The sequence below is a fragment of the Bacillus sp. NMCC4 genome (assembly GCF_002998555.1).
In the GTDB taxonomy this organism is placed as follows: domain Bacteria; phylum Bacillota; class Bacilli; order Bacillales; family Bacillaceae; genus Bacillus.
Genome location: NZ_PVRA01000001.1, coordinates 613,615 through 636,294 on the forward strand (window position 1 = coordinate 613,615; position 22,680 = coordinate 636,294).

The window sequence follows — 22,680 nt, forward strand, 5'->3', positions numbered from 1 at the left end:
TCTACACATCCTTATGTTCTTTTTGGTGATGATTCATGAGGTGTATAAGAATGTTTTTCACTCGTTCGGTTCCTTTTCCATCAATGAGTGACCGTCCATTGAGATGAATGCTCCTGCGGAGAAAGTAACTGGCGGATAGTCTTCGAGCAGCACGCCATATATCCTTTTCATCCACAAGGTCACCTAATCCAAGATGGTGGCAGGCTCCCTTTTGTGCAAAACGAGTGGCTGTCACTGCTTGGTGGTCTACTTGCGAAAGGACAATGCTGGGCACCCCGATACAAACTGCCTCATATAACGTCATCCCGCCAGCAACAATCGCCAGATCGGCTTCTGCAAGACGGGCAGGTAATTGATCCGTATGGCGAATGAATTGAATATGCGCAGCCTCGATTTGTTCTTCGATGCGAGAGGCTTTTCCTGTAACCGCTAGAATGTGTAAATGGCCAGCTTCGAAGAGTGCTGATACAGCCTTTGATAACAATCCGCCTGGATCACTGCCTCCAAGGCTGATAACCACCTTTTTGCATTCTTTTCGAACCTCATATGTGTCTTTTAATCTGCTGATCTCGTGATCTAACAATAAATAAGGTGTTCCATAAAAATAGTCCGTTCCATTTACTTGCAGACGCTTTTCGTCCAGACCACCATAAATGCCGTTCACGACAGCATCAGCAAGCTGACAGGCTTCTGCTCTTTCTTCTTCAAATAAGACCAGCCTTGCAGAGCCGGAGGACGCTTTGATCGATCGAAGAAACTGGAGGTCACAATCAAGCACATCAATCAGCAGAAGATCAGGATTCAGCTCTTTTATGTCCTGCTCCATTTGAAGGAATACGTTTGGTTCCTGCACTAAATGAACGTGCCAAGCTGGATGCGAGAGCATTTCTACACAAATCTGTTCATTTGTATAGAAATATAAGTCGTTTCCTTCTTGAAACAATTCTTTTGCCAGCCGTCTCATTCTGGCGACATGCCCCATCCCTCTTAAAAAACCACCGTACACAACAATCATGATTTTTTTATTCATTCAGCATCCTTCTGTCTCACAAATTGATTCAACCGAACAATATCAGGATCTTGTTCACAAATGGAGATAAGCTCAGCCGTAGGCACAGCAATAGATCCACCAGCTTTCTCAAGTAAACGGGTGGCAAATACATAATCTTCTTCTGTATCAATCGTGAATCGATAAGCAGGATATGCGAGTTCTTTGGGCGGTGTGAATAATTGCAGTTGAAATCGCTCAGGATGCTTTCGGATATACAGAGTGACATGCTCACGCTCCGGCTGCGTAAGGGGAAAATTGTCGATTTCACGTAAAATTGATGCGTCGATCATTTCCCCGGAAATACCGAGTGGCGTTCCAGTCGTATACGTGTAATCAGCCTTCTTCTGTCTATGTTCTTCAACCATTTTCGACAAAAGCGCTGGATCTATAAATGGATTATCTCCCGTTAAACGGACAATGGTTTGCGGTTCAAAATGACGGACAATCTGCGCAAATCGCTGCAGTACATCTATCTCACTACCGCGAAATACCTTATAGCCCTTTGATAAACAATATTGAGCCAACAGATCATCCTCTGCCTCGACTGTTGTGGCAATCATGAGGTTCTGGGTTTTGTGATTGTAATGATCTGATTGCTTTACCCGTTCAACAATGAAATCGATCAGTGCCATACCGCCGATCGGTTTCATCACCTTTTTTGGCAGCCTTGTTGAGCCCATTCTAGCTTGTATGACAAAGAGCACATCATTGATCATGCTCGGACTCCTGCATGAGCACATCTTTCCACGAAACGCCTGTATGGGCTGGGATGTCTCTCACAGCCTTGGCACCAAGTAAAATCTCCATGTACCGCGGATGCAGACCTTGGCTTTTTTGTCCTGGACGTAATACGGCTATGTTTTGTGCTGTCAAAGTCTCGCCCTTTGCAATACCTTTTGTTGTAAAAATCCCTCGATACGCAAATTTACGAATCTGCCCTTCAATGGCTGCTGTCGTTTTATAAGAACTGCCAAGGAGCTCCTCTGACACAGAATGAGTGTCTGCTTCTGATTGATTTCGTTCCTTTTCCGCCGCTCGAATATGCTGAACCATTTCCTTTAATTCCTCTGGATCGAGCGCAAAGGAATGATCGGCCCCAGGCAGCGTCTTATCTACCGTGAAATGCTTTTCAATCATGGCTGCCCCAAGCTTCACAGCGGCAACAGGGGCTTCAGTTGGATGCTCACTATGATCAGAAAAGCCAATGACTGCCTCAGGAAAAGCCGAGGCTAAGGTTTGAAGCACACGAAGATTCGTATAAGCTCTAGGTGCTGGATACTTTGCTACGCAATGCATAATGGCGACTTGATGGTTTTGCTCGCTTGTAATCGCCTCATATGCTTCATGAACATCTGCAATAGTGGCTCCGGCTGTTGAGAAAATGATGGGCTTTTGAAAAGAAGCCGTGTGACGCAAAAGAGGCAAATGATTGATTTCATAGGATGCCAGTTTGAAAGCCGGCGGATCGGTTTGATTCAATAGATCCGCAGATTCTTCGTCACACACTGTGCTTAAAAACATCAGCCCTTTTTCCTCGCAGCGCGTCAATAAAGCTGGCAGCCATTCTGGCGGCAGCTCCATTTGTTCGACTAAAGAAAAAATGGATACCTCTTCTCCCTTGGCTGTTTCGTATAAACCCGGTTCCTTTTGATACATCCGATCAGCTTGAAACATTTGAAACTTCACTGCATCGGCACCTGCTTCTTTTGCCACATCAATTAAAGCAAGCGCCTGATCCAGCTTTCCATCATGGTTAATGCCTGCCTCTGCAATGATAAAAACAGGCGCACCATCCCCCACTTTGCGATCTCCAATATAGAAATGCGCCATCTTATCTCTCTCCTTTTTTCGGCCATACATGGTAATACAAGAAGGCATTTGTTGTTCTAAAGCCCATCTTTTCGTAAAGCTGAATGGCGGTTGTGTTATGCAGCTGTGTTCCGGCAGAAATAAATCGATGCCCTCTCTCATAAGAGACCTTCATCATCTCGATAAACAGTTTTTTCCCAATCCCTTTTCCTTGTACATCCGGTCTAATCGCAAACAGCTCAAGCGCCATCTCATCGCCCTTGGTCATCCCTTGTATCAAGCCCACGACTTCATCGTTCACCTTTGCCACGAGATTGATATCTGCACGTCCGAGCAAATTGTTTCTCATCCATTCTTGATAGAAATGCTGGACGACATTCTGGTCTAAAAATGGATCGAGTGCATACCGGCTTTTCACAAAAGCCTGATGACCAAGTGAAACCGCCTCATCGTATTCCTTTTCATCCGGCAGACTTATCACCACATCTTCACCTGTTAATGGCACCTCCATGTGAACCGGCGGCGCCTCAAGCCGAGTGAGACCGCCCACATAGTACACATGTGACAGCCTTTGGACGATGCGGTTTTTTTCAAGATCAGCCGCTTCAAGACGTAAAAAGAAAAAATCGCATTTTTCTGTTCTCATCCAATTGATGAAGCGCTCCATCAATTCTTGAAAAGCAGATGATGACTCAGCTTCCGCAAACTTCACATGAAAAATATGCTGATCAAATATGCCGCTTTCCCATTTTGACCAGTCGAATAACAGCACCGCTTTGAGCTGGGCGCCACTGACAAGACCAAACTGCTTGAAGCCTTTCATTTGTTCAGCTTGTTGGCCGTATTTCTCCAGCCAAGCGGACAGCACCTGATCGTCTATTGCATGAACGGCCTTCATGAAGATGCCTTCTGATCTTTTAAAATAGACAACACCGCAGTGATGACATCCTGCACATCTTCATCGGTCATACTTGGATAAAGAGGCAGTGAGAGTGTCCGCTTGTAGTAAGCGAGTGACTCAGGGAAATCCTCTGGTGAATAGTGGTAGGTTTGTTGATAGTATGGATGCAAATGAACAGGGATAAAGTGAACACTCGTGCCGATTTTATACTCCTTTTGCAGCTGATCAATCAGCTCATCGCGTGTGATGAATGCTTCTTTTGGATCCACTTGCAGTACATACAAATGCCATGCATGTCTTCCCTCATGATGGACAGGCGGCAGGATCAGCCCTGCTTCTTTTTGAAATGCCTGATTGTATGTTTTCGCAATTTGTTTTCTCCGTGCCTGCATATCATCCAGACGACTTAGCTGGACAAGCCCTAATGATGCCTGCACATCAAACATGTTCATTTTATAGCCAGGTTCCTCGACCTCGTAGTACCACGTTCCTTTTTCTCCATAACGATTCCACGCTCCCTTGCTCATCCCATGGAGTGCTAGTCTTCTGATTCGTGCGGCAAGTGCATCATCATTTGTCGTCAGCATGCCGCCTTCTCCAGTCGCTATGTTTTTCGTCGCATAAAAACTAAAGGCAGTCGCATCACCAATCGCTCCAATGGGCTGGCCATGGTACGTTGTATACAGAGCATGAGCGGCATCCTCGAGCACAAATAGATCGTACTTTTTGGCAATGGCTAAAATCCGGTCCATATCGCACGATTGACCAGCAAAATGAACAGGGACAATCGCTTTTGTATGTGGTGTAATCGCCGCTTCTAGTTTCTCTGCATCGAGATTGAGAGTCGCTGGGTCAATATCGACAAATACAGGTGCTGCCCCTGTATGAATGATCGTATTGGCTGTTGCGCAGAATGTCAGAGGCGTTGTAATCACCTCATCCCCATTCCCAACCCCTCTAGCCTTTAAGGCTAAAAATAAAGCAGCCGTACATGAATTGACAGCGATCGCATGTTTTGCACCGGTCAGCTGCCGAAACTCTTCTTCAAACTGTCTTACTTTTGGTCCGGTTGACAGCCAGCCGGATTTTAATGTTCCAATGACTTCGTCAATTTCTTCCTGCTCAATCAACGGCAGGGCATAAGGAAGAAATTGCGCTCTCTTTTTTTCCATATCGCTTGCACACCCCTATCTTCATCTCTGAAAATCCACACCTGTTTTTGTTTTAAGCAGAGAAAGCAGAACATCGGTCGATCGCGCATGCGGATAATGTTGTTTAATGAATTGAGCTCCTTGCTGCTTTGCCAGCTTCATCTCTTGATCATCCGACAAAATACGAATGGCTTTCTCAGCCAGTTCAACAGGGTTTTCCATATGATAGCTGCCAAGCGACTCGTAATAAGGGTATCTTCTGCCTTCTGTCATTTTCCCGATCAGCACACTCTTTTCAAAGAGCATTGCTTCAAGACCGACGGTTGATGTGAGCGTAATGACCATATCCATATATGGCAGCAGGTCATATAAGTCGATATCTTTTTTAATCAATCTCACATGATTTCCAGCTCGTTCAATGGACACATACTCATTTAATCGGTTTCGGGCAATTTCCCACGGATGCGGCTTCATGATCAACTGAATGTCTTTCCGTTTTGCAATCGTTTTAAGAACATCACCATAGAAGGCTTCTGAGAACGGCTGCGTTGCCACAAGCACGGTCTTTTTGGCAGGATTGAAGTTCAATTTACGAAAGATGAGTTCCTGTTGAAGCGGCGTTCGATCCTTCACCAAATCAAACCTCGGATGACCTGTGATCTCCACCTGTTCCGGCTGACAGCCTTTGTCTACATACCAGTCCTTTTCATACTTTCCAAACACCCCATGGCACGTCGTGAAAATCGGCAAAAAGGCTTCGTCTCCCATAAGTGCGCCGTGCTGAAGACAGATACTCGTGAGCTGGCGTTTCACTGTTTGCAGTGCCAGTACGCGGCTGTAAGCATCCTCCGTCGTCCCCACAATGACGGCTGCAATTGGCTCCATCTGAAATAGAACTTCTGTCTGGTCAATCACATCAATAAATTGCACAATGTCCTTCCGAAGCTTTTCTCTAAAAAAGACATTGCCAAAGACGGGGTGCTTTGCGTAAGGTTTAAGGAGAGCATTTGCTTTTTCAATATATTCAGCATGGGCTTCTTTATTAACCTCTCCGGCTAATTCCGGCTTGCTGATGACAGGTAAACCGAAATAATCTGCCTTCTTCCAGCGAGCGAGCACCACCGTTTGACTCGGATGGAACCGCGTGTAATTTTGTTCAGTAAAACGCAGATGTTCAAAGTGAAGCAATACCTTTCCATTCGCCGGACGATAAGCAATTCGCTTGATCTGCTGTTTATGTTGATCAAAAAATGGCTGAATCTCTTCCGGCAATGGACAATCGGTTGTCAATTCTTGACCGAATGCTTCATCCTCCATGCGTTCCCTTACTTCAGGACTGATATATTGATAGAAATTGCTGATCAACCCAAGAGGAATTTGTTTATAGGACAAATCCTTCATGAGATTCACATACTCAAAGTACACCTGCCAATAATGATGAATATAGTGCGACACTTCAGGTCACCTCCCATGTCTTTGTTTTAATATGTGGCGGAGCTCCCAGCAGGTAGACTGCTCAGGAAGTGCTTGAATAAAGGCACTTTTCTCTTCTTCTGCCAGCTGATAGTGAATCGACTGTTCTGTGATGTAATTTGTATCTAAAACTTCATCAAAGGGATAGAACGGATAAAAATGATTTAATCGAAAAAAGAACCGGGCATCTCCTATTCGATAAAAATGCGGACTCTCGTCCCAGTAAGACCCAAATTCAGCTTGAATCTTTGATAAAATAGATGCACGATGAACGACCGAGCAATGATCTATGGCACAGGGTGCATTCCATTGCACCGTTTGCGCAGGTCGAATCGTTTCCTTTACTGGCTCTTTTTTGCTATTTAAATAGATTACTTTCGATGCAGAATAGACAATATCCTCACCTGGTCGTGCATCTAGATAATGAGTGAGCTTCTCTAAACGGTCCGGGGCATAGACATTGTCATCTGTGGCATAGGAAATATACTCGCCCTTTGCCAGTTCTAATGCTTGATTAATCAGGACGGCGTATCGGGTTTTCACTGTTCTCTCCTCCAGCGATTTGACACCGCTTTGGATAAAATGAACACGGGGATCTTTGCGAAAGGGCTCAATCGCAGCAAGGGTTTTTTCGTTTGAACCATCATCCATGATAAATAGTTCAAAGTCTGAAAGCGTCTGCTGCAAGACCGCTTCAATCGATCTGCCGACGTAAGCCGCCTTGTTGTAGCTCGTCATAATGACAGTTACTTTTGTCAAAGTTTTCACCTCGGTCTCTTTCAAACTATGTTTATCATATGTGTCTCCTCTTAAAGAGACTGTAGAGTGACCTATTTTTTATAAAATTGTATTTTTTTATTGATCTATCTTTGAAAAACGCGAACTTTTTGGTAATATAAGTAATCATTTATGTGTATTAAAGGAGTAAAGAACATTGGAAGCTATGAAGAATGATCACTCCCAAGAAGAGGAAGCAAAAGGTTTTTTTCGATTTTTTAAAATTTTCGTCGCAACAAAAACGATTATTCGCTCATATCAACATTCCTCTATTCCAATTTGGCTGATGATGCTCCTTGCAAGTATCGCTGGTACAGGCTGGGTCTACGAAGGTTATTTTAGCGAGTATATGGGCAATCATATTCCGTTCCCTTTTATTCTGTTACAAGGAGCGGGATATGGTATTCTTGCAGGCAATCTGGTTCTATTTTTCGGTGTACTCATCCTAAAGTGGTTAGGGCATCTTTTTTCTGGCAGTCAAACAGCATATCGAGATGTGCTCAAAGCCTGCACGCTGACGATCTTTTTCCCTTCCGCTTTATTTTCACTCAGTTGGATTTTCACTATTGGAATGCTTGGTCCGTATACGTTTGTCAAAATCTCACCTTATTTAGATCAGCATTATGAAGTTTGGTATTATCTCGATCTTTTGACACTGATTGATGCTTATGCAAAGACGTGGATATTTGGAATGACTGTTTTAGGCATTGTCGCTGTGATGAAGCTCAGATTATGGCAAGCCTTTCTCATTGTGATCACACCGCTTGCGGCATGTTTTCTTATCATTACACTTTTATTTGGTGTCCAGCGCGCTGTAAATTGGATGATGTAAGGAAGGTTGAGCATCATATTCGTGAGCAACGAAACGCAGACCTGACAAAGAACGCGAGGGTTTGCCCACGCCTAAGGAACTGCACAGCAGTTCCTTTTTTTCGTTCAATGTACATATTCTGCCCTCCTGTCTCATAGTGTGAAAGAGAGAAAGAATGCTATGGAAACAACAGGTGCTTAAGCGCCTTCTGTTTAGAACACCATGAGGAAAGAGGAGGAACGTTATGAAATTGAAAAATCAATTTGGGCAAGGTTCGGGTTTCGAAGGTCAAGATTTTCGCCAGCAGCAATATGGAGCAAATCCGTATCCTGCGCAGCAGATGGGTTATTCAGTCCCTCCCCAAACGCAGGGTCAAATGCAAGGACAAATGCAGCAGGGGTTTTCGCCAATGCCATCTACCGGCACTTCACAAGGAGGCCAAGGAACGCAGGGCGGCGGGCAGCCATATCAAATTCCTTCTGGACCGATTTATCAGCAGAATGTCACCGGACAGCTGCCTATTGAGCAGTCCTATATTGAAAATATTTTACGATTGAACCGCGGCAAGGTAGCCACGATTTATATGACATTTGAGGCAAGTAAGGAATGGAACTCGAAGATTTTTAGAGGCGTCATTGAAGCTGCAGGACGTGACCACATTATCATTAGTGATAACAAGACAGGAACACGATACTTACTATTAACGATCTACCTTGATTACATTACATTTGATGGGGAAATTCAATACGACTATCCATACTCCATGTCCACGTATTCTCCGAGATAGATAACGCCACATATAGCAAAAGCAAGGAGCAGGCGCCCTTGCTTTTTTTTGACTAGGTTTTTGACACACCTCTAGGGCGCTGGTCATAAGATGCCTAGTAGTTTTTATCAAACGCCTAGAGGTGACATCAATGACTGTTGAGCTGGATTATACATCACCGAATGTTAAATATTCATACGATCTGAATCAAAGCCCACTTGTGAAATACGATCAGCATAACCTGATTAATGTTTTAGGAAAAAAACAATTAAACTCGTTGGATCAAGTATCCCTGCTGGATATATATTTGAGTAAAAGCAAAGTCGTAGAGCCTCATTATCATCAAAATGCCGCAGAGCTTGTTTATTGTATAGCCGGTTCTGCTGCCGTCTCGATGCTGAATCCATTTACAAAAAAACTGCACACCTATACCATCACCCCTGGACAGGTGGCAAACGTACCTCAAGGCTGGTGGCACTACGAAGTTGCCCTTCAAGACAGAACTCATTTGTTAGCCATTTTTAACTCATCTACGCCAGAAGTGATCCTAGGCTCAGACCTTCTCACCCTCACCCCTCCTCACATCATGGCACATACGTATTGCATGAACGAAACACAGTGGAAGCAGGCGACGCAGCCTGTGAAGCCGAGTGTGTTTATCGGACCATTTTGCCACAGAGAAGAGGAGGCACAAACGCATCCTGTCCCTCCGTCTCACTACATCCCTTATTATCAAGCACCGCCAAACTATGCCCCTTACTGGAATTAAGAAAAAAACCGATGCCCCTCTCAGAGCATCGGTTTTTTGGCTTATAAATTTTTTGCTGCTGCAATGACAAGCATGATCCAAGAAGCGATAAACGCCACTCCGCCAATTGGGGTAATGGCACCTAGAATCTTCACCTGTGTCAATGCCAGCACGTAAAGGCTTCCTGAGAAGAAAAGGATACCTGCAAGCATCACCCAGCCAGCGGTTGGAACTAGAGAAACACCTGACAGCTTATCTGCAAGAAAGGCGACAATAAATAATCCAATCGCATGGAACATCTGATATTGAACCCCTTTGTTCCATATGTCTATATACTTTTCAGGGATTTTCCCTTCCAGACCGTGCGCACCGAAGGCTCCGAGTCCAACAGCTAGCATGGCATTAATCGCACCTAAAATGAAAAATAGTTTCATTCGTCATTCTCCTTATCTCGTCAATTATGTTTATCATAGCGCGGGTGACAGACGACATTCAACTTTCCCTTTACGTTGACACGAGATTGTCGGATTTCTTTTTCTTTCGTAACAGGACTTGATCGACCGCGATCGCAATGAGTGTACCTAGAACAAGACCATTGCTTAATAATGAAATGAGCACAGGATGCATGCCTTTCAAGGCTCCCTGCGGTACAAACATCGCCCCTACACCTGCTAAAACGGCAATCCCTAGGACAAAGCGAATCCGCGGAATTTCTTCTTTCTCATACTGATCAAACTCAGACATCGCAATCCCAATCATCGAGGAGAACACCACAAAGTTTACAGCAAGCCCCACAGGTGATGGCAGTGCGGAGAAAAAGCTCATGAGCAGCGGGAACAAACTAATGAGTACAATGAGCAGACTTCCTATGAAAAATGGCTTTCTCGATGGAATTTTCGTTGTCTGTATAAATCCTGCTGCCCCGGAAATAGGTACAGGCGCAATGGCACCGATCAATCCGCTCAGTAAGTGACCAAATGCTGCGACAAAACCAGCCGGCCGAGCTCTCTTCCGCTCACGCAGTTCACCAAATGCCTTCACTGAACTTTCCACAATTCGAATACTTGCCAGCATGTTCACAATGAGTAAGATCGTAATGAAAAAGGACGTGACAAGTAGTCCACTGTCAAAGACCGGCATGCCGAATGGGAACAGCTTCGGAAACTCGATGATTTTTTCTGGAATTCGAACCGGCTTTGCCAACCCGAGTAGAGCGAATAACAGCCAGCCTCCTGCAAGGGCAAATAACACAGAAAACTGCCTTAAGTACTGCCATTTTGAGCGGCTGATCATGAAGGTAAGGATAATAATCAAGATCGATAAGCAAAAGACAAGCCCGTCCACCTGATTTCCTCGATAGCCGATGCCCATCAGCCCTTTCATGATCGGCTGACTTAACTGCACAACTAGCAGCAGCAAGTAAATGCCTGTGACGACTGGCGTAAATAAAGACGCGAGCCAATTAATGATTTTAAATAAACTAAAAATAAAAAAGAAAGCGGCACTAAAAATTAAAGCCCCCTGTAAGGCTTGCAGGGTTTCAGGATACGTCGCAAAAATTGTTCCTGTCATGCCTGCATAAAGGGTATACACACCCCACCAAAGCCCTGCTGGACTTTCATTGATCGGCAGCATATGGCCGCATAAACACTGCACCATCGCCACAAGACCAAGTGAAAAGAATGTACTTTGAATCAGCTCCGCTGACTGCACTTGGTTCAATTCAAACGCTTGTGCAATCGCAATAGGTACGGCAATAGAAGCTGCGATAAAAAATGCCATCCACTGAATGGCGCCCAAAAATAGTTTCAAACCGATCACCTTCCCTTTGTCGTGACAAGACCATTAAAAATCAAAGATAGAGTCGCCATTCCCATCCTTCTCTTTTTGCCCCTCTTCTTGATGCTGAAATTTCTTCGCACCACTCGCACCCATCAGTTTCTCAAGCATGGCTTGATCTGAGGATACGGGCGGCGCAGACGGTGTCTGTATCGAAGAAGGTGGAGAGATAACCGGCGACTGCGGCATTTGCACCTGTGATGGTGCATCGAGAATGACCTCACATAGTGAAGAAATCGCTGCCACATGACGTTTCACCTCTTCATCATTTCCACTTTGTTTCGCCTTTTGAACCGCTTCCTCCATTTTTTGAAGCAGGCTTGATATATGAATATTCAAGGGTAGACCCTCCAATCTAAAAAAGTCTCTTTTCAACATTATTTTACCAAATGAACAAACGAAATGGGTTCATTTTTTCAAAGCAGTGCGCTCCCGCCTCTCTTATTTGACCCGTCATAGCCCTTCACACATAATAAAAGGAACAAAATCGTCTATGAAAGGATTGAATAATGGACAAACTCACTGCTCTTTTTCAGAAACAAAAAGTCTTTCAAAAGCCGCCGGTTCAAGAACGCATCCGCCTCCTTAAAGACTTAAAAGCAGAAATCAAACAGCATGAAAAGGATATTTTACAAGCCTTAGCCCATGATTTACATAAATCCGAACAAGAAGCCTATACAACAGAGATTGGGATGGTATATGAAGAAATCAATCATACCATCAAGCATCTTCACAAATGGGCAAAGCCAACACGCGTGCGAACACCTCTGACTCATATCGGATCGAAAAGCATGATCATCAAAGAACCTTACGGCAGTGTGCTCATCATTGCCCCTTGGAACTATCCTTTCCAATTGGCTCTTTCTCCATTAGTCGGAGCTATTGCTGCGGGTAATGCCGTCATCTTAAAACCGTCTGAGCTGACGCCGCAAGTCTCACAAATAATCAGCGCAATGGTGGAACGTGTATTTCAAGAAGACCATGCAGCTGTCGTAGAAGGCGGTGTAGATGTCAGTACAGAGCTGCTGAAACTGCCCTTTGATTATATCTTCTTTACAGGAAGTGTGGCAGTCGGCAAAATCGTCATGGAAGCCGCCGCAAAGCATTTGACACCTGTCACACTTGAGCTTGGCGGAAAAAGCCCTTGCATCGTCATGCCTGATGCAGACATCAAACTAGCGGCGAAGCGAATCACTTTCGGCAAATTCACCAATGCAGGGCAAACATGCATTGCGCCAGACTATTTGCTCGTTCATGAGTCCATTAAAGAGGTCCTTTTGCGGGAAATGACAGCTTGTATCCGGGACTTTTATGGTGAACACCCTGAAACACATCCGCACTTTGGGAAAAATGTCAGCCAGCGTCATTTTGACAGACTCTCACAATTCCTCTCAAATGGAACGATTGTCACGGGTGGACAGCGCAATGAACACGAGCTCAAAATCGCTCCGACCATTTTAGACCACATCACATGGGAAGATCCCGTCATGCAGGAGGAAATTTTCGGACCGATTCTGCCTGTCATGACCTTTGATTCTCTGCATGAGGCAGCGCATATGATCAAAACAAGGCCGAAGCCGCTTGCTCTTTACTTATTTACAACAAGTAAAGAAACAGAATCCTATATCCTAGACCATCTCTCATTTGGCGGAGGATGTATCAATGACACGCTCATGCATGTCGCTACTCCTTACCTGCCATTCGGAGGCGTGGGCGAAAGCGGCATGGGACGATATCACGGGAAAGAAAGCTTCTTTACTTTTACACATGAAAAAAGCGTCCTGCGCCAAACCAATCGCTTCGATTTTTCCTTCCGTTATCCAAATGCGAAAAACGGACTCGACTTGGTTCGAAAATTTTTAAAATAAACAGGACGAAGGGGCTCTCCCCTCGTCCTCTTTTCACTCAATACCTTGGATACACCAGTTGATTTCTTCGATCCCCATTTGCTTTAAATACGCGTTTACCTTTGAAAACGGACGACTGCCAAAAAAGCCGTTTCTTGCAGAAAAAGGACTTGGATGAGGTGACTCAATGATGTAATGCTTGTTTTGATCAATGCGTTCTTTCTTATTTTGAGCATGTCTTCCCCATAACACAAAAACGACGGGCTGATCACGTTCATTCAGCACATCAATGACACGGTCTGTCACACGTTCCCAGCCCTTGCCTTTATGCGAGTTCGCCTCGCCCTTTCTCACGGTCAGCACAGTGTTTAAGAGCAGCACACCCTGCTCTGCCCAGCTCACAAGTGAGCCATGATTTGGAACAGGACAGCCAAGATCATCCTTTAGCTCCTGAAAAATATTTCTCAATGATGGCGGATGCTTCACGCCAGGCTGAACAGAAAAGCTTAATCCATGTGCCTGACCTGGGCCATGATAAGGGTCTTGTCCCAAAATCACCACTTTGACCTCTTCATAAGACGTCAAATGAAGCGCACGATAAACGTCATCCGGTTTCGGAAAAACGGTCTGCGTGCGATATTCTTCCTTCATCCATTCACGTAATTCCTGATAATACGGCTGTTCAAATTCACTTTTCATCACAGCCCACCAGCTATCATTTAAAAATGGCTTCATTGGGGTTTTCCTCCTTCTATCTGCTGCGTTAGTCTGGAGATCATCGGTTTTCCATCCCACACAATCTCACTCTCTGATTCTCGTTTTTTCATCGCTGGTTCTTCTAATAAGACAGCAAAGTTAGCTGTCGGCAGGTCACCCAGCTCATGCTTTTCACTTAGATCATCTAAGTAGTTCTTTCTTGTTTCACCAAGATCACTAGACTGATTCCCACCGCCGTCAAAAAACGCATAGATCACGCTGGCAGCTGGCACTCGTTTGACACGAGCATGCTGTGATACACGCAAAAAGAAGTCCCAGTCCCAATAATGATGCATCGCTGGATCAAAGTAGCCAATCTCATCGTGTATACAGCGTTTGTACATACTGCCGGAAGGAACATAGGTAGAAAAAACACGCATATCCTCAATAGCTGCTGTATAAGCAAATAAACGTCTCGACACCGGGAAGCGGGTCGCGCCTTTTTCTTCAAATGACACAATTTCTGCATCAGAAAAGACAAAATCGGCGTCCTCCAGCGCCTTACTCATACGTTCAATATGACAAGGTGTAAAGTAATCATCGTCGTCACTCAGCATGATGACATCGCCTGTCAGCTCCCGCACCCCCACGTTTCTAGCATTCACATGCTGGACATTCTCATCTAAATGGATCAAGCGGATCGGAAGTTCAGAGTAGAGTTCCTGGATGATGTCGACTCGCTCTCCTGCATCATTCACGACCACAATTTCAAAAGGCTGTACAGTTTGTCTCGTAATGGATTCAAGCAGCTCACACAGTGCGCTGAGCCGGTTATGTGTCACAATTAATAAGGAAATCTTCATATTCAGCTTACTCCTTTAATAGATTCGTCTTTTTCCATTAAAACATAAAATGACGTTCTTCTCATGATATAAAAGGCGGTTTGATGTGACGGGAAAATGGGAATTTTTGATGGAAAGGAGTGATCACGATGGAATACTTCACAGTAGAAAATAGCAAAGAAGCCAAACAGACCATTGAACAAATACGTTCAGCAAAGGATGATATTTTCGTTTTTGCGTACGATCCAGAACGCTCTGATACCGTCACAGAGCATACGAATGCCAAAAGCATGACAGCGGTCGATCAAGGGATTTTAGATCAAATCGCCAATGTCATCCGCACCCGGGATGACGAGCTCATGGCCAAAATGATGTCGGTTGGCGCGGATCAGGAATTAGCCTTAACACTTTTAGACGAACTGAAAAAAGGAAAATTGGTGATTTGTAAAAGGTAAGGAGAAAGGCGTTCCTCCTAGGGTGGAACGCTTTTTTATGTCGTTTCATTGTGATAAATGGAAAAGCTGATTATAATAAGGGATAGAACAGTAACTGTTACACATCACATTGGAGGTTCAGCAACTATGTCTATGAATAAAGCACTCACCATCGCAGGGTCGGATTCAAGCGGCGGTGCAGGTATCCAAGCAGATTTAAAAACGTTTCAAGAAAAAAACGTCTACGGGATGACAGCTTTAACCGTTGTCGTTGCAATGGACCCTCATAACCATTGGGATCATCAGGTGTTTCCAATTGATACGGCGACGATTCGTGCGCAGCTCTCTACCATTGTAGAAGGCATTGGGGTAGATGCACTGAAAACGGGTATGCTCCCAACGGTCGACGTGATCGAACTTGCAGCTGACACCATCAAAACATACGACCTAAAAAATGTCGTCATTGATCCTGTTATGGTTTGTAAGGGTGCGAACGAAGTCCTTTACCCAGAGCACGCTGAAGCACTGCGCGAAAAACTCACACCACTGGCAACCGTCATCACGCCTAACCTTTTCGAAGCAGGTCAATTAAGCGGAATCGGTGAGATCAAAACGATTGAACAAATGGAAGAAGCGGCAAAACGCATTCACGAACTTGGTGCCAAGTATGTGGTCATCACGGGAGGCGGTAAGCTAAGCCAAGATAAAGCGATCGATTTGCTTTATGATGGACAAACCTTCGAACGCCTTGAAACAGATAAGATCGACACAGAATACACACACGGCGCAGGCTGCACATTCTCAGCAGCAGTCACAGCTGAACTAGCAAACGGCTCAGACGTGAAAGAAGCCATTTATGCAGCAAAAGAATTCATCACAGCTGCCATCAAAGGCTCTTTCCAGCTAAACGAATACATCGGACCAACAAAGCATTCTGCTCATCGTGTTGACAAATAGAACAGAAAAACCCGATTCGCCTTGTTAATGGGCGAATCGGGTTTTGTTTTTAACATGTTTTCTCTAGATCGTTCAATTGATTGGTGAAACCAGAATGATCTACCTGTGGTGCAATGTTTTCTAGAAAGCGAATGAACTCACGACCAGAATCAATGAAATGACGCACAAATTCTTTATAATCGGCAATCAAAATTTGATTTTCAAGCGATAACATCACTTCATGATCAGATTTTTTTTCTAACTGTATCTCTAATGGAACACTCGGATAATATATTTTTCCATACCCTCCTTCCACATATTCCTCAAAAATATTTGTGTAATAATGCCACAACTCTTCTATGTAATCAGGATTTTCAAAATCCTCAATTCTTCCTTTTTTTCCATGATCGAACGTGATTGTCCCTTCTAAATTAGTAAACCCTTGTTCCATAAAATCTTCTTTCTTAGCAACGAATTTCTTGATACTCTCAATGTCACGAATTGATACATATCTCTCTTCATTTTCTATATAAATATATGTTTTAATTTTCACCTTATAATCTCCTTTAACATTAAGATTTAGGATATAACTGACGCATATGACCATTAGAAACGCCTAGGACATATTTCACTCCATCTACTTTACCTTCTACTTGTCCTGAAACTTTTATTTTTGATAACTTCGTTCTATTTTGTTTTGCCACATTAATTGCTATACGTTCTATATCCTTAACAGAAAGTCGACTATCAAAAAAAGTTTGGGTCTTTTTAGATGTTCCATTCCAATACTTAGGATGATGCCTTTCTAACATATGCTTCATATCACTCTTCGTTATCTTATACGTTTTTGATCCTGCTTTATATGTAGCACCTTTATAATTTTTCAAACTATTTACAACTTTTGACTTAGGTGCTTTTTTAAACGTTTTCGTTCCTACTTTAATTAATTTAGAGCCACCTTGCAATACTAAACGACCGACTAACACCCAAAATGCGTCAGTTTCTTTATAGCCAATTTCCAAATGACTATTTTCTTGACCGAGAACTAAAGCCATTTTTGATGGCGGCATCGAGTAGTCATCATTTTCTTTAAGATAAACAGAAGGTGCAAATAAAGAAATCATTAAAGTAAACAAAAGAACGACAGCTATTTTTTTTCTCATTAATACTACCTCTTTCTTAAAATAGTGAAAAACAAAACTACAAATTATTCCCTACCATTTTAGGTAAATATTAATTTTAACATATTCGTAAAAAAAGCCCAAATCATATAATTTTATGAATTGGGCTTTCTCTCTCTTTTCTAACTAAAATGAAAAATCTTAATGATAAATCACAGGCTAAGATAGTTATAAATAATTTTTTTCCACACTATAACTTAAATAAAAATGAAACAAAACATCACATTTCGTTACTTTTGCTGATCAGATTCTTTCGCCATTTTTCGAATAAAGGCTTCAATGGATTCAACAAATAAGGCATATTCTTTCATTTGTTTATACGTATCTGACAGCTTCTCTTTTAATTCTTCCTGCTCTAGAGAAGGTTCACCGAGAATAGATTGGACTTGAATGAGCAATTCTTTATATTCTTCACGTTTATCTTCAACATGATCTGCCATTGTCTCCAAGCGTTTTCTAGTCGTCGGCTGCTGTTTTGAATTCAAGTAAACAACCCCTTTTTGTCCTTCCGCATTTGGATAAACGTCAGCCTCAGCTGTATATATTTTAAAATGATACCATAATTCCACTTGTTATCATATATGTAAAACGTCATCAAACCGCTTCAGACCACCCTTGTATATACACGTTATAGGTTCTAAGATACAGGCGGATTTCACTAGAAAAAGCAGATCATTGATCTGCTTTTCTTTGTAAATGCCATGTTTTCAGTTTCAGCTTTGTTTCATTTCTGCCACTGATCGAGATTGATTTATTTCCCGGGGAAGGAAAGTAACGTGCAGTAAATACTTCTCGGCCTCCGTTTACAAAAATCTCAATCGACGATGCATCGATAAAGATGTGAAGGTCGTGTAATTCCTCTATTGCCACTTCTCGAACTTCTTTTGTTCGATCTTCAAATCGATCTCGCTCTAATGTTAATTTGCCTTCATCTTTATCATAAATGATACGGGCTGCCGCTCGAATACAGCATTCAAACCCTTTTTGTGTGTCAATTTGATCAATGAATACCTCTGCGCTTGTAATATCATCTACAGGAATCGATTGGACGGAGCGTTTGATATGAAAAACATTCTCTTGTTCATTGGTTCTCATCGCCTGGAGCTCAGTGACTGGTTTTTGAATCAGATGTCCGTTATCATCTAAACGCAGCTCTCTCGGGATCGTGAGGCAGTGTATCCATTGATACGAAATCGTTGGATGATGCTCTTCTCCTTGATCAGGCACCCCCATCCATCCGATTAAAAGACGTCTGCCTGATTCGTCTAGAAAGGTTTGCTGCGCATAGAAGTCAAAGCCGCGGTCCAGCTCCTCAAACGCTCCGTGCGTATATTGATAGGTATGATCATCCAATCTCCCAACAAAATAGCCTGATTGATGTGTATTATGATATTTTAAGCCATCCGACTTTAACCCTTGCGGCGACACAATCAATACTTCCCGGCCATCTAATTCAAATAGATCTGGACATTCCCACATATAACCGAAATCCTCTAATCCATTTTTTCCACTGCCAGCAATCATGCCTTGAAACGTCCAATTGTCTAAAGTATCAGAGGTAAACAAGACGAGATTCCCTTTCAGGTCCAGGCTTTGTGCACCAAGAACCATGTACCACTGGCCATTTCGCTTCCATACTTTCGGATCACGAAAATGGGCGGTGAATCCTTCTGGCAGCGTCGCCACGACACCTTTTTTCTGAAAATGAATGCCATCTTCTGAAACAGCTAAACATTGATATGTCTCACGGTTTCCTTGTTCATCGCGAACGTTTCCAGTGTACATCACATACATCTGTCCATCGTCAATGACTGCGCTGCCAGAATAACAGCCGTTTTGATCAAACCAATCACTTGGGGCAAGGGCGGCTTCCTCGTGCTGCCAATTCACTAGATCTGTCGATGTGTAATGGCCCCAAAATTTTGCGCCGTGTCCCGTTTTGAATGGCTGCCACTGATAAAAAACGTGGTAAACCCCTTTCCACTGAATCAACCCATTCGGGTCATTTAAAAGACCAACTGGCGGCATTAAATGAAAATGCTGACGGTACACATCTTTTTTCACCAAATGCTCATAGTTTCGAATACGGTCTGCTACCTTTTGACGAAGTGCTGCGTCAGTTGTTGTCATGACTGTGACCACTCCTTGATTATTTTTCTACTTCTTTTACTTTAAAGATGATGGTGAGAGTAAATGAAACAGCAACAGCGATTAACATACCAATCACATAATTCACCACATTCTGCACACCGTATGGCGCGGCAATCGCAATCATCGGAATACCCGTTAAACCATAGGCGTTGGCTGCAACCTTCGTGAAGACAACAAATGCCCCGCCTAATGCGCCTCCGATCATCGCGGCAATAAACGGCTTACGATAGCGGAGGTTGACACCGAATATGACAGGCTCGGTAATACCTAGGAAAGCTGAGAAAGCTGCAGGAAGTGCGATTTCTTTTGTTTTCGCGCGTTTCGCTAAGAAAAAGACAGCCAATCCCGCCCCGCCTTGAGCTACGTTGGACATGGCCCAAATTGGCAGCAAATAGTTACGCCCAATATCATTCAGCAGTCCTGCTTCAATCGCATGGAAGCTATGATGAACCCCTGTGAGCACAATGAGAGAGTAGGCTCCTCCGAAAATGAGTCCTGCTAAGAAGCCTGCATGATCATAAATAAATGTCAATGCATTCGAAATTCCAGTACCGAGCATTCTTCCAAGCGGTCCAACTGCAATAAACGTCACAAATCCAGTCACAATCACCGTCACAAACGGGGTCACAAGTAAATCAATACTGTTCGGAACCACTTTTCTTAAATTCTTTTCAACAAGACACATGATGTACACAGTCAATAAGACTGGAATGACTGTTCCTTGGTAACCAAGAAGAGCAATATCAAAATTGAATAAATGCATATACTCTGGTTTCGCATCCGTCAGCCCCCACGGGTTGAGCAGGTTCGGGTGAATCATAATCCCCCCAATAACGGCTCCTAAATACGGATTTCCACCAAACTCTTTCGCTGCACTGACCCCAATTAAAATCGGCAAAATGATAAAGGCTGCACTTGAGAACATATCAAGCATTTGGAAGATCGCAGAGCTTGGGTCAGCCCATTTGAAGGCTTTCATCATGCCTAATAGGCCCATTAATAAACCGCTTGCAACAATTGCTGGAATGATCGGTACAAAAATATTTGATAACGTCTTTGCAAAACGTGCAAGTGGATTCATTTTTTGTTTCACTGCTTCATCATGGCTGACAGGCTTTTGTTTCTCGTCTCCTGTCTCAAGACCAGTCTCACGAGCAAATGGTTCATATACTTTGTTGACTGCCCCCGTTCCAAAAATGATTTGGAATTGTCCCGAGCTTGAGAAAGCCCCCTTCACCCCTTCAAGTTCCTCAATGGCTTCTTTGTCAATCAGTTCCTCATCTTTTATCACCAATCTGAGTCTTGTTGCACAATGCGTGGCACTGATGACATTTTCTTTGCCGCCTAATCGTTTTGTTAATTCTTTGGCTGTTTTTTGATAATCCATGTTGTCTCCTCCTTTTTAAAGCAAAAAAGACCTAAAATTCACCAACGATAAAAGGACATACACGTCCCCTCGTTACGCAAATTTTAGGTCTTGCCTGCCTGGCAGTCACAATCCCACGATATCAAATTTTGATTACGCTTTCATCATAGTATAAGAGAGAGACGTGCGTCAACCTCTTTTTTCGAATCAATTGACCCATATACACTAATAAGAGTAGTGTGCATAAAAAAAAGCCTGCATGCAGGCACAACCACTAAACCAATTCGGCATCCTGCAGACGCTGGACATGCAGCGTGATGTAGCCGATCTCCGATTCAGGGAGATGAAGTTCATATTCATTTTTCAACAAATCAGCGAGTCCACGTGCACACCGGTAAGCCAAATCATACTTTGTTTGGATAAAACTCAGCATGTCATCGTCCATGATTTGAAATGCCTCATTTGATTCCAACCTGCCTAATGCATACCTCAAATGTGTCACAAGCCGCTGATAGGAAATACTATCCTCATCAATTGAATGCTGAAAATAGCTTTCTATATGCTCGATCATTTCTTTGATCATCGTTGTATATTTCACGGTCTTTTTCATAGACTCCGTATTCATTTTGGCCGTATGAATATGGAGTGCCACATATCCTGCCTCATCGTCCGGCAGTTCAACCCCAAGCCGATCCTTTACATAACGAATGGCATACTTTCCAATATCATATTCCTGCTTATATAAGACTTTGATCTCACCAAGCAATTTATTATATAGCACAATGCCCTTTTGAATGCGCTCAATGGCAAAGGATAAATGGTCAGTCAGTGATATATGAATATGATCACTAAGCGGCATCATCAGTTCACCCTCTGCATAACTGATGATATGCTCTGCCACCTCAATATGCGCTTCTGGCAATGTCGCAAGAATTTGTTTGAATTTCTCATTTTCTTCACGCACAACAAAGATTTTCTCTATTTTTTGAACGGGAACGACGTCATTTTTCCCCTTCTGAAAAGCAATTCCAGGCCCCATCACAATTTTCTCCTGATCACCTTCCTTTACAATCACTGCATTGTTATTCAATATCTTATATATCTTCAAGGGGTATCCTCTCCCACCAGATAACGTTTCTTATGTGGGATTTTACCCTGTTTCATCTCCCATGTAAAGGTAAGAGCGGACCAGCACGCGCCTCTCTCGCCGTCTTCTCATCAAGCATCATCAGACTTTGCTTAAACGCTCTCTCTGACCTGCGCTTCTTCTTCTTTTCTTCTGCCAGCTTCTCTAGCTCTCTCTCTTTCACGACTTGAAAGAAACGATCATCCACCGCGGCCGCCTGAAAACGTTGCTGCTTCATCATCACACTAGGATTCACAAGCACATTCATCATGAAACCAAACCATACACTCAACCAGTTTTTGAATTTCCTCACTGAACATCCCTCCGCTTTTCTTAGAATCTAGCAGTTCTAGCAAAACAACTGCTCCTATCATATCCCGAGAAAAAAGAGAGGTTTGTCACAATCTGGGTGAAAAAACAAACTAGTTTTCAGAAGTTTTGTTGAAAAGTGCAGAAGATCATCACGTACGATGATGTTTGAATAAAAATTTTATACACACACTATCCAAAAGATAAGCACACCTTATCAACAGAGTTTATCCACATATCAACACCCCATTACTAGATTTTGTGTATGCGATTTTTTTATTTTCCATATATATATCTAAATAATTGAGTTATCAACAGGAGTTTGTGCATAAGTGAGACTTTATAAACAAAATAGCTCTTTATAACTATGTAAAATAAGACCATTTTAGTAAAGGAATTGTTTTCATCGTATTGAATACTTAATAACGGGCAGTGAATCTTTCCTATTTATCCACAAAAAGAAAGG

General features: G+C 43.1%; 25 protein-coding genes. 6 read left to right on the forward strand and 19 right to left on the reverse strand.

Features of this window, described 5'->3' with window-relative positions:
- Position 1 precedes the first annotated feature (1 nt).
- The 7 genes from C6Y02_RS03205 to C6Y02_RS03235 are packed head-to-tail and all read right to left on the reverse strand — an operon-like array spanning position 2 to position 7,144.
- Complete coding sequence (locus tag C6Y02_RS03205) at positions 2-1,030, reverse strand: PseG/SpsG family protein (RefSeq protein ID WP_034660379.1); 1,029 nt, start codon at positions 1,028-1,030, stop codon at positions 2-4.
- Positions 1,027-1,767 (reverse strand): cytidylyltransferase domain-containing protein, encoded by a 741-nt coding sequence (locus C6Y02_RS03210; RefSeq protein WP_034660381.1) that lies wholly within the window; start codon positions 1,765-1,767, stop codon positions 1,027-1,029. The genes C6Y02_RS03205 and C6Y02_RS03210 overlap by 4 nt, the downstream gene beginning before the upstream one ends.
- Positions 1,757-2,881 carry an N-acetylneuraminate synthase family protein gene (locus C6Y02_RS03215; protein ID WP_095285657.1) on the reverse strand — a complete coding sequence of 375 codons (1,125 nt, stop codon included), beginning with the start codon at positions 2,879-2,881 and terminating at the stop codon, positions 1,757-1,759. Before C6Y02_RS03215 ends, C6Y02_RS03210 begins: the two co-directional genes overlap by 11 nt.
- A gap of 1 nt (position 2,882) precedes the next feature.
- Positions 2,883-3,758 (reverse strand): GNAT family N-acetyltransferase, encoded by an 876-nt coding sequence (locus C6Y02_RS03220; RefSeq protein ID WP_106030633.1) that lies wholly within the window; start codon positions 3,756-3,758, stop codon positions 2,883-2,885.
- Positions 3,755-4,933: a DegT/DnrJ/EryC1/StrS family aminotransferase gene (locus C6Y02_RS03225; RefSeq protein WP_106030634.1), complete on the reverse strand. Its 1,179-nt coding sequence runs from the start codon at positions 4,931-4,933 to the stop codon at positions 3,755-3,757. Before C6Y02_RS03225 ends, C6Y02_RS03220 begins: the two co-directional genes overlap by 4 nt.
- A gap of 21 nt (positions 4,934-4,954) precedes the next feature.
- Positions 4,955-6,367: a capsular polysaccharide export protein, LipB/KpsS family gene (locus tag C6Y02_RS03230; RefSeq protein ID WP_106030635.1), complete on the reverse strand. Its 1,413-nt coding sequence runs from the start codon at positions 6,365-6,367 to the stop codon at positions 4,955-4,957.
- A 6-nt stretch (positions 6,368-6,373) separates the two neighbouring features.
- A complete protein-coding gene (locus C6Y02_RS03235) occupies positions 6,374-7,144 on the reverse strand; it encodes a glycosyltransferase family 2 protein (protein ID WP_066031799.1) in 771 nt (256 codons plus the stop codon).
- A gap of 175 nt (positions 7,145-7,319) precedes the next feature.
- Between C6Y02_RS03235 and C6Y02_RS03240 the strand changes: the two genes are divergently transcribed.
- The 3 genes from C6Y02_RS03240 (at position 7,320) to C6Y02_RS03250 (ending at position 9,508) form a co-directional block, all read left to right on the forward strand.
- On the forward strand, positions 7,320-7,994 hold the full coding sequence (locus C6Y02_RS03240; RefSeq protein WP_106030636.1) for a YIP1 family protein: 675 nt from the start codon (positions 7,320-7,322) through the stop codon (positions 7,992-7,994).
- Between the two features lie 223 nt (positions 7,995-8,217).
- Positions 8,218-8,760 carry a spore coat protein GerQ gene (gene gerQ, locus C6Y02_RS03245; protein WP_034660388.1) on the forward strand — a complete coding sequence of 181 codons (543 nt, stop codon included), beginning with the start codon at positions 8,218-8,220 and terminating at the stop codon, positions 8,758-8,760.
- A 130-nt stretch (positions 8,761-8,890) separates the two neighbouring features.
- Positions 8,891-9,508, forward strand: a complete 618-nt coding sequence (locus C6Y02_RS03250) for a cupin domain-containing protein (RefSeq protein ID WP_106030637.1) — start codon at positions 8,891-8,893, stop codon at positions 9,506-9,508.
- A 41-nt stretch (positions 9,509-9,549) separates the two neighbouring features.
- On the opposite strand, the gene C6Y02_RS03255 is transcribed toward C6Y02_RS03250, so the two are convergent.
- The 3 genes from C6Y02_RS03255 to C6Y02_RS03265 all read right to left on the reverse strand — a co-directional run bounded on the left by C6Y02_RS03255 (position 9,550) and on the right by C6Y02_RS03265 (position 11,665).
- Positions 9,550-9,921 (reverse strand): DUF423 domain-containing protein, encoded by a 372-nt coding sequence (locus C6Y02_RS03255; RefSeq protein WP_060597537.1) that lies wholly within the window; start codon positions 9,919-9,921, stop codon positions 9,550-9,552.
- Positions 9,922-9,991: 70 nt separating this feature from the next.
- Positions 9,992-11,299, reverse strand: coding sequence for a purine/pyrimidine permease (locus C6Y02_RS03260; RefSeq protein ID WP_106030638.1), 1,308 nt, complete (start codon positions 11,297-11,299; stop codon positions 9,992-9,994).
- A 33-nt stretch (positions 11,300-11,332) separates the two neighbouring features.
- Positions 11,333-11,665, reverse strand: coding sequence for a YwdI family protein (locus tag C6Y02_RS03265; protein WP_034660391.1), 333 nt, complete (start codon positions 11,663-11,665; stop codon positions 11,333-11,335).
- 170 nt (positions 11,666-11,835) lie between these two features.
- Between C6Y02_RS03265 and C6Y02_RS03270 the strand changes: the two genes are divergently transcribed.
- Positions 11,836-13,194 (forward strand): aldehyde dehydrogenase, encoded by a 1,359-nt coding sequence (locus C6Y02_RS03270; RefSeq protein WP_106030639.1) that lies wholly within the window; start codon positions 11,836-11,838, stop codon positions 13,192-13,194.
- A gap of 33 nt (positions 13,195-13,227) precedes the next feature.
- Here C6Y02_RS03270 and C6Y02_RS03275 read toward each other — a convergent pair whose 3' ends face one another.
- A complete protein-coding gene (locus C6Y02_RS03275) occupies positions 13,228-13,908 on the reverse strand; it encodes a uracil-DNA glycosylase (protein WP_034660393.1) in 681 nt (226 codons plus the stop codon).
- Positions 13,905-14,732, reverse strand: coding sequence for a glycosyltransferase family 2 protein (locus tag C6Y02_RS03280; protein ID WP_066031574.1), 828 nt, complete (start codon positions 14,730-14,732; stop codon positions 13,905-13,907). Before C6Y02_RS03280 ends, C6Y02_RS03275 begins: the two co-directional genes overlap by 4 nt.
- A gap of 128 nt (positions 14,733-14,860) precedes the next feature.
- On the opposite strand from C6Y02_RS03280, the gene C6Y02_RS03285 reads away from it, so the two are divergent.
- Positions 14,861-15,166 carry a YflT domain-containing protein gene (locus C6Y02_RS03285; RefSeq protein ID WP_003214888.1) on the forward strand — a complete coding sequence of 102 codons (306 nt, stop codon included), beginning with the start codon at positions 14,861-14,863 and terminating at the stop codon, positions 15,164-15,166.
- A gap of 126 nt (positions 15,167-15,292) precedes the next feature.
- A complete protein-coding gene (locus C6Y02_RS03290; protein WP_034660396.1) occupies positions 15,293-16,102 on the forward strand; it encodes a bifunctional hydroxymethylpyrimidine kinase/phosphomethylpyrimidine kinase in 810 nt (269 codons plus the stop codon).
- A 49-nt stretch (positions 16,103-16,151) separates the two neighbouring features.
- On the opposite strand, the gene C6Y02_RS03295 is transcribed toward C6Y02_RS03290, so the two are convergent.
- From C6Y02_RS03295 to C6Y02_RS03325, 7 genes are all read right to left on the reverse strand, one after another.
- On the reverse strand, positions 16,152-16,634 hold the full coding sequence (locus tag C6Y02_RS03295) for a hypothetical protein (RefSeq protein ID WP_106030640.1): 483 nt from the start codon (positions 16,632-16,634) through the stop codon (positions 16,152-16,154).
- Between the two features lie 19 nt (positions 16,635-16,653).
- The gene (locus C6Y02_RS03300; RefSeq protein WP_106030641.1) at positions 16,654-17,244 is read right to left on the reverse strand and encodes a hypothetical protein; all 591 of its coding nucleotides are present in this window, start codon (positions 17,242-17,244) and stop codon (positions 16,654-16,656) included.
- Positions 17,245-17,492: 248 nt separating this feature from the next.
- A complete protein-coding gene (locus C6Y02_RS03305; protein WP_008359596.1) occupies positions 17,493-17,747 on the reverse strand; it encodes a hypothetical protein in 255 nt (84 codons plus the stop codon).
- Between the two features lie 187 nt (positions 17,748-17,934).
- A complete protein-coding gene (locus C6Y02_RS03310) occupies positions 17,935-19,392 on the reverse strand; it encodes a sucrose-6-phosphate hydrolase (RefSeq protein ID WP_106030642.1) in 1,458 nt (485 codons plus the stop codon).
- Between the two features lie 19 nt (positions 19,393-19,411).
- On the reverse strand, positions 19,412-20,800 hold the full coding sequence (locus C6Y02_RS03315; protein ID WP_106030643.1) for a sucrose-specific PTS transporter subunit IIBC: 1,389 nt from the start codon (positions 20,798-20,800) through the stop codon (positions 19,412-19,414).
- Positions 20,801-21,053: 253 nt separating this feature from the next.
- Positions 21,054-21,887 (reverse strand): PRD domain-containing protein, encoded by an 834-nt coding sequence (locus C6Y02_RS03320; protein ID WP_066031570.1) that lies wholly within the window; start codon positions 21,885-21,887, stop codon positions 21,054-21,056.
- Between the two features lie 52 nt (positions 21,888-21,939).
- Entirely contained in the window at positions 21,940-22,218 is a 279-nt protein-coding gene (locus tag C6Y02_RS03325; RefSeq protein ID WP_066031569.1) for a hypothetical protein, read from the reverse strand.
- Positions 22,219-22,680: the final 462 nt, after the last annotated feature.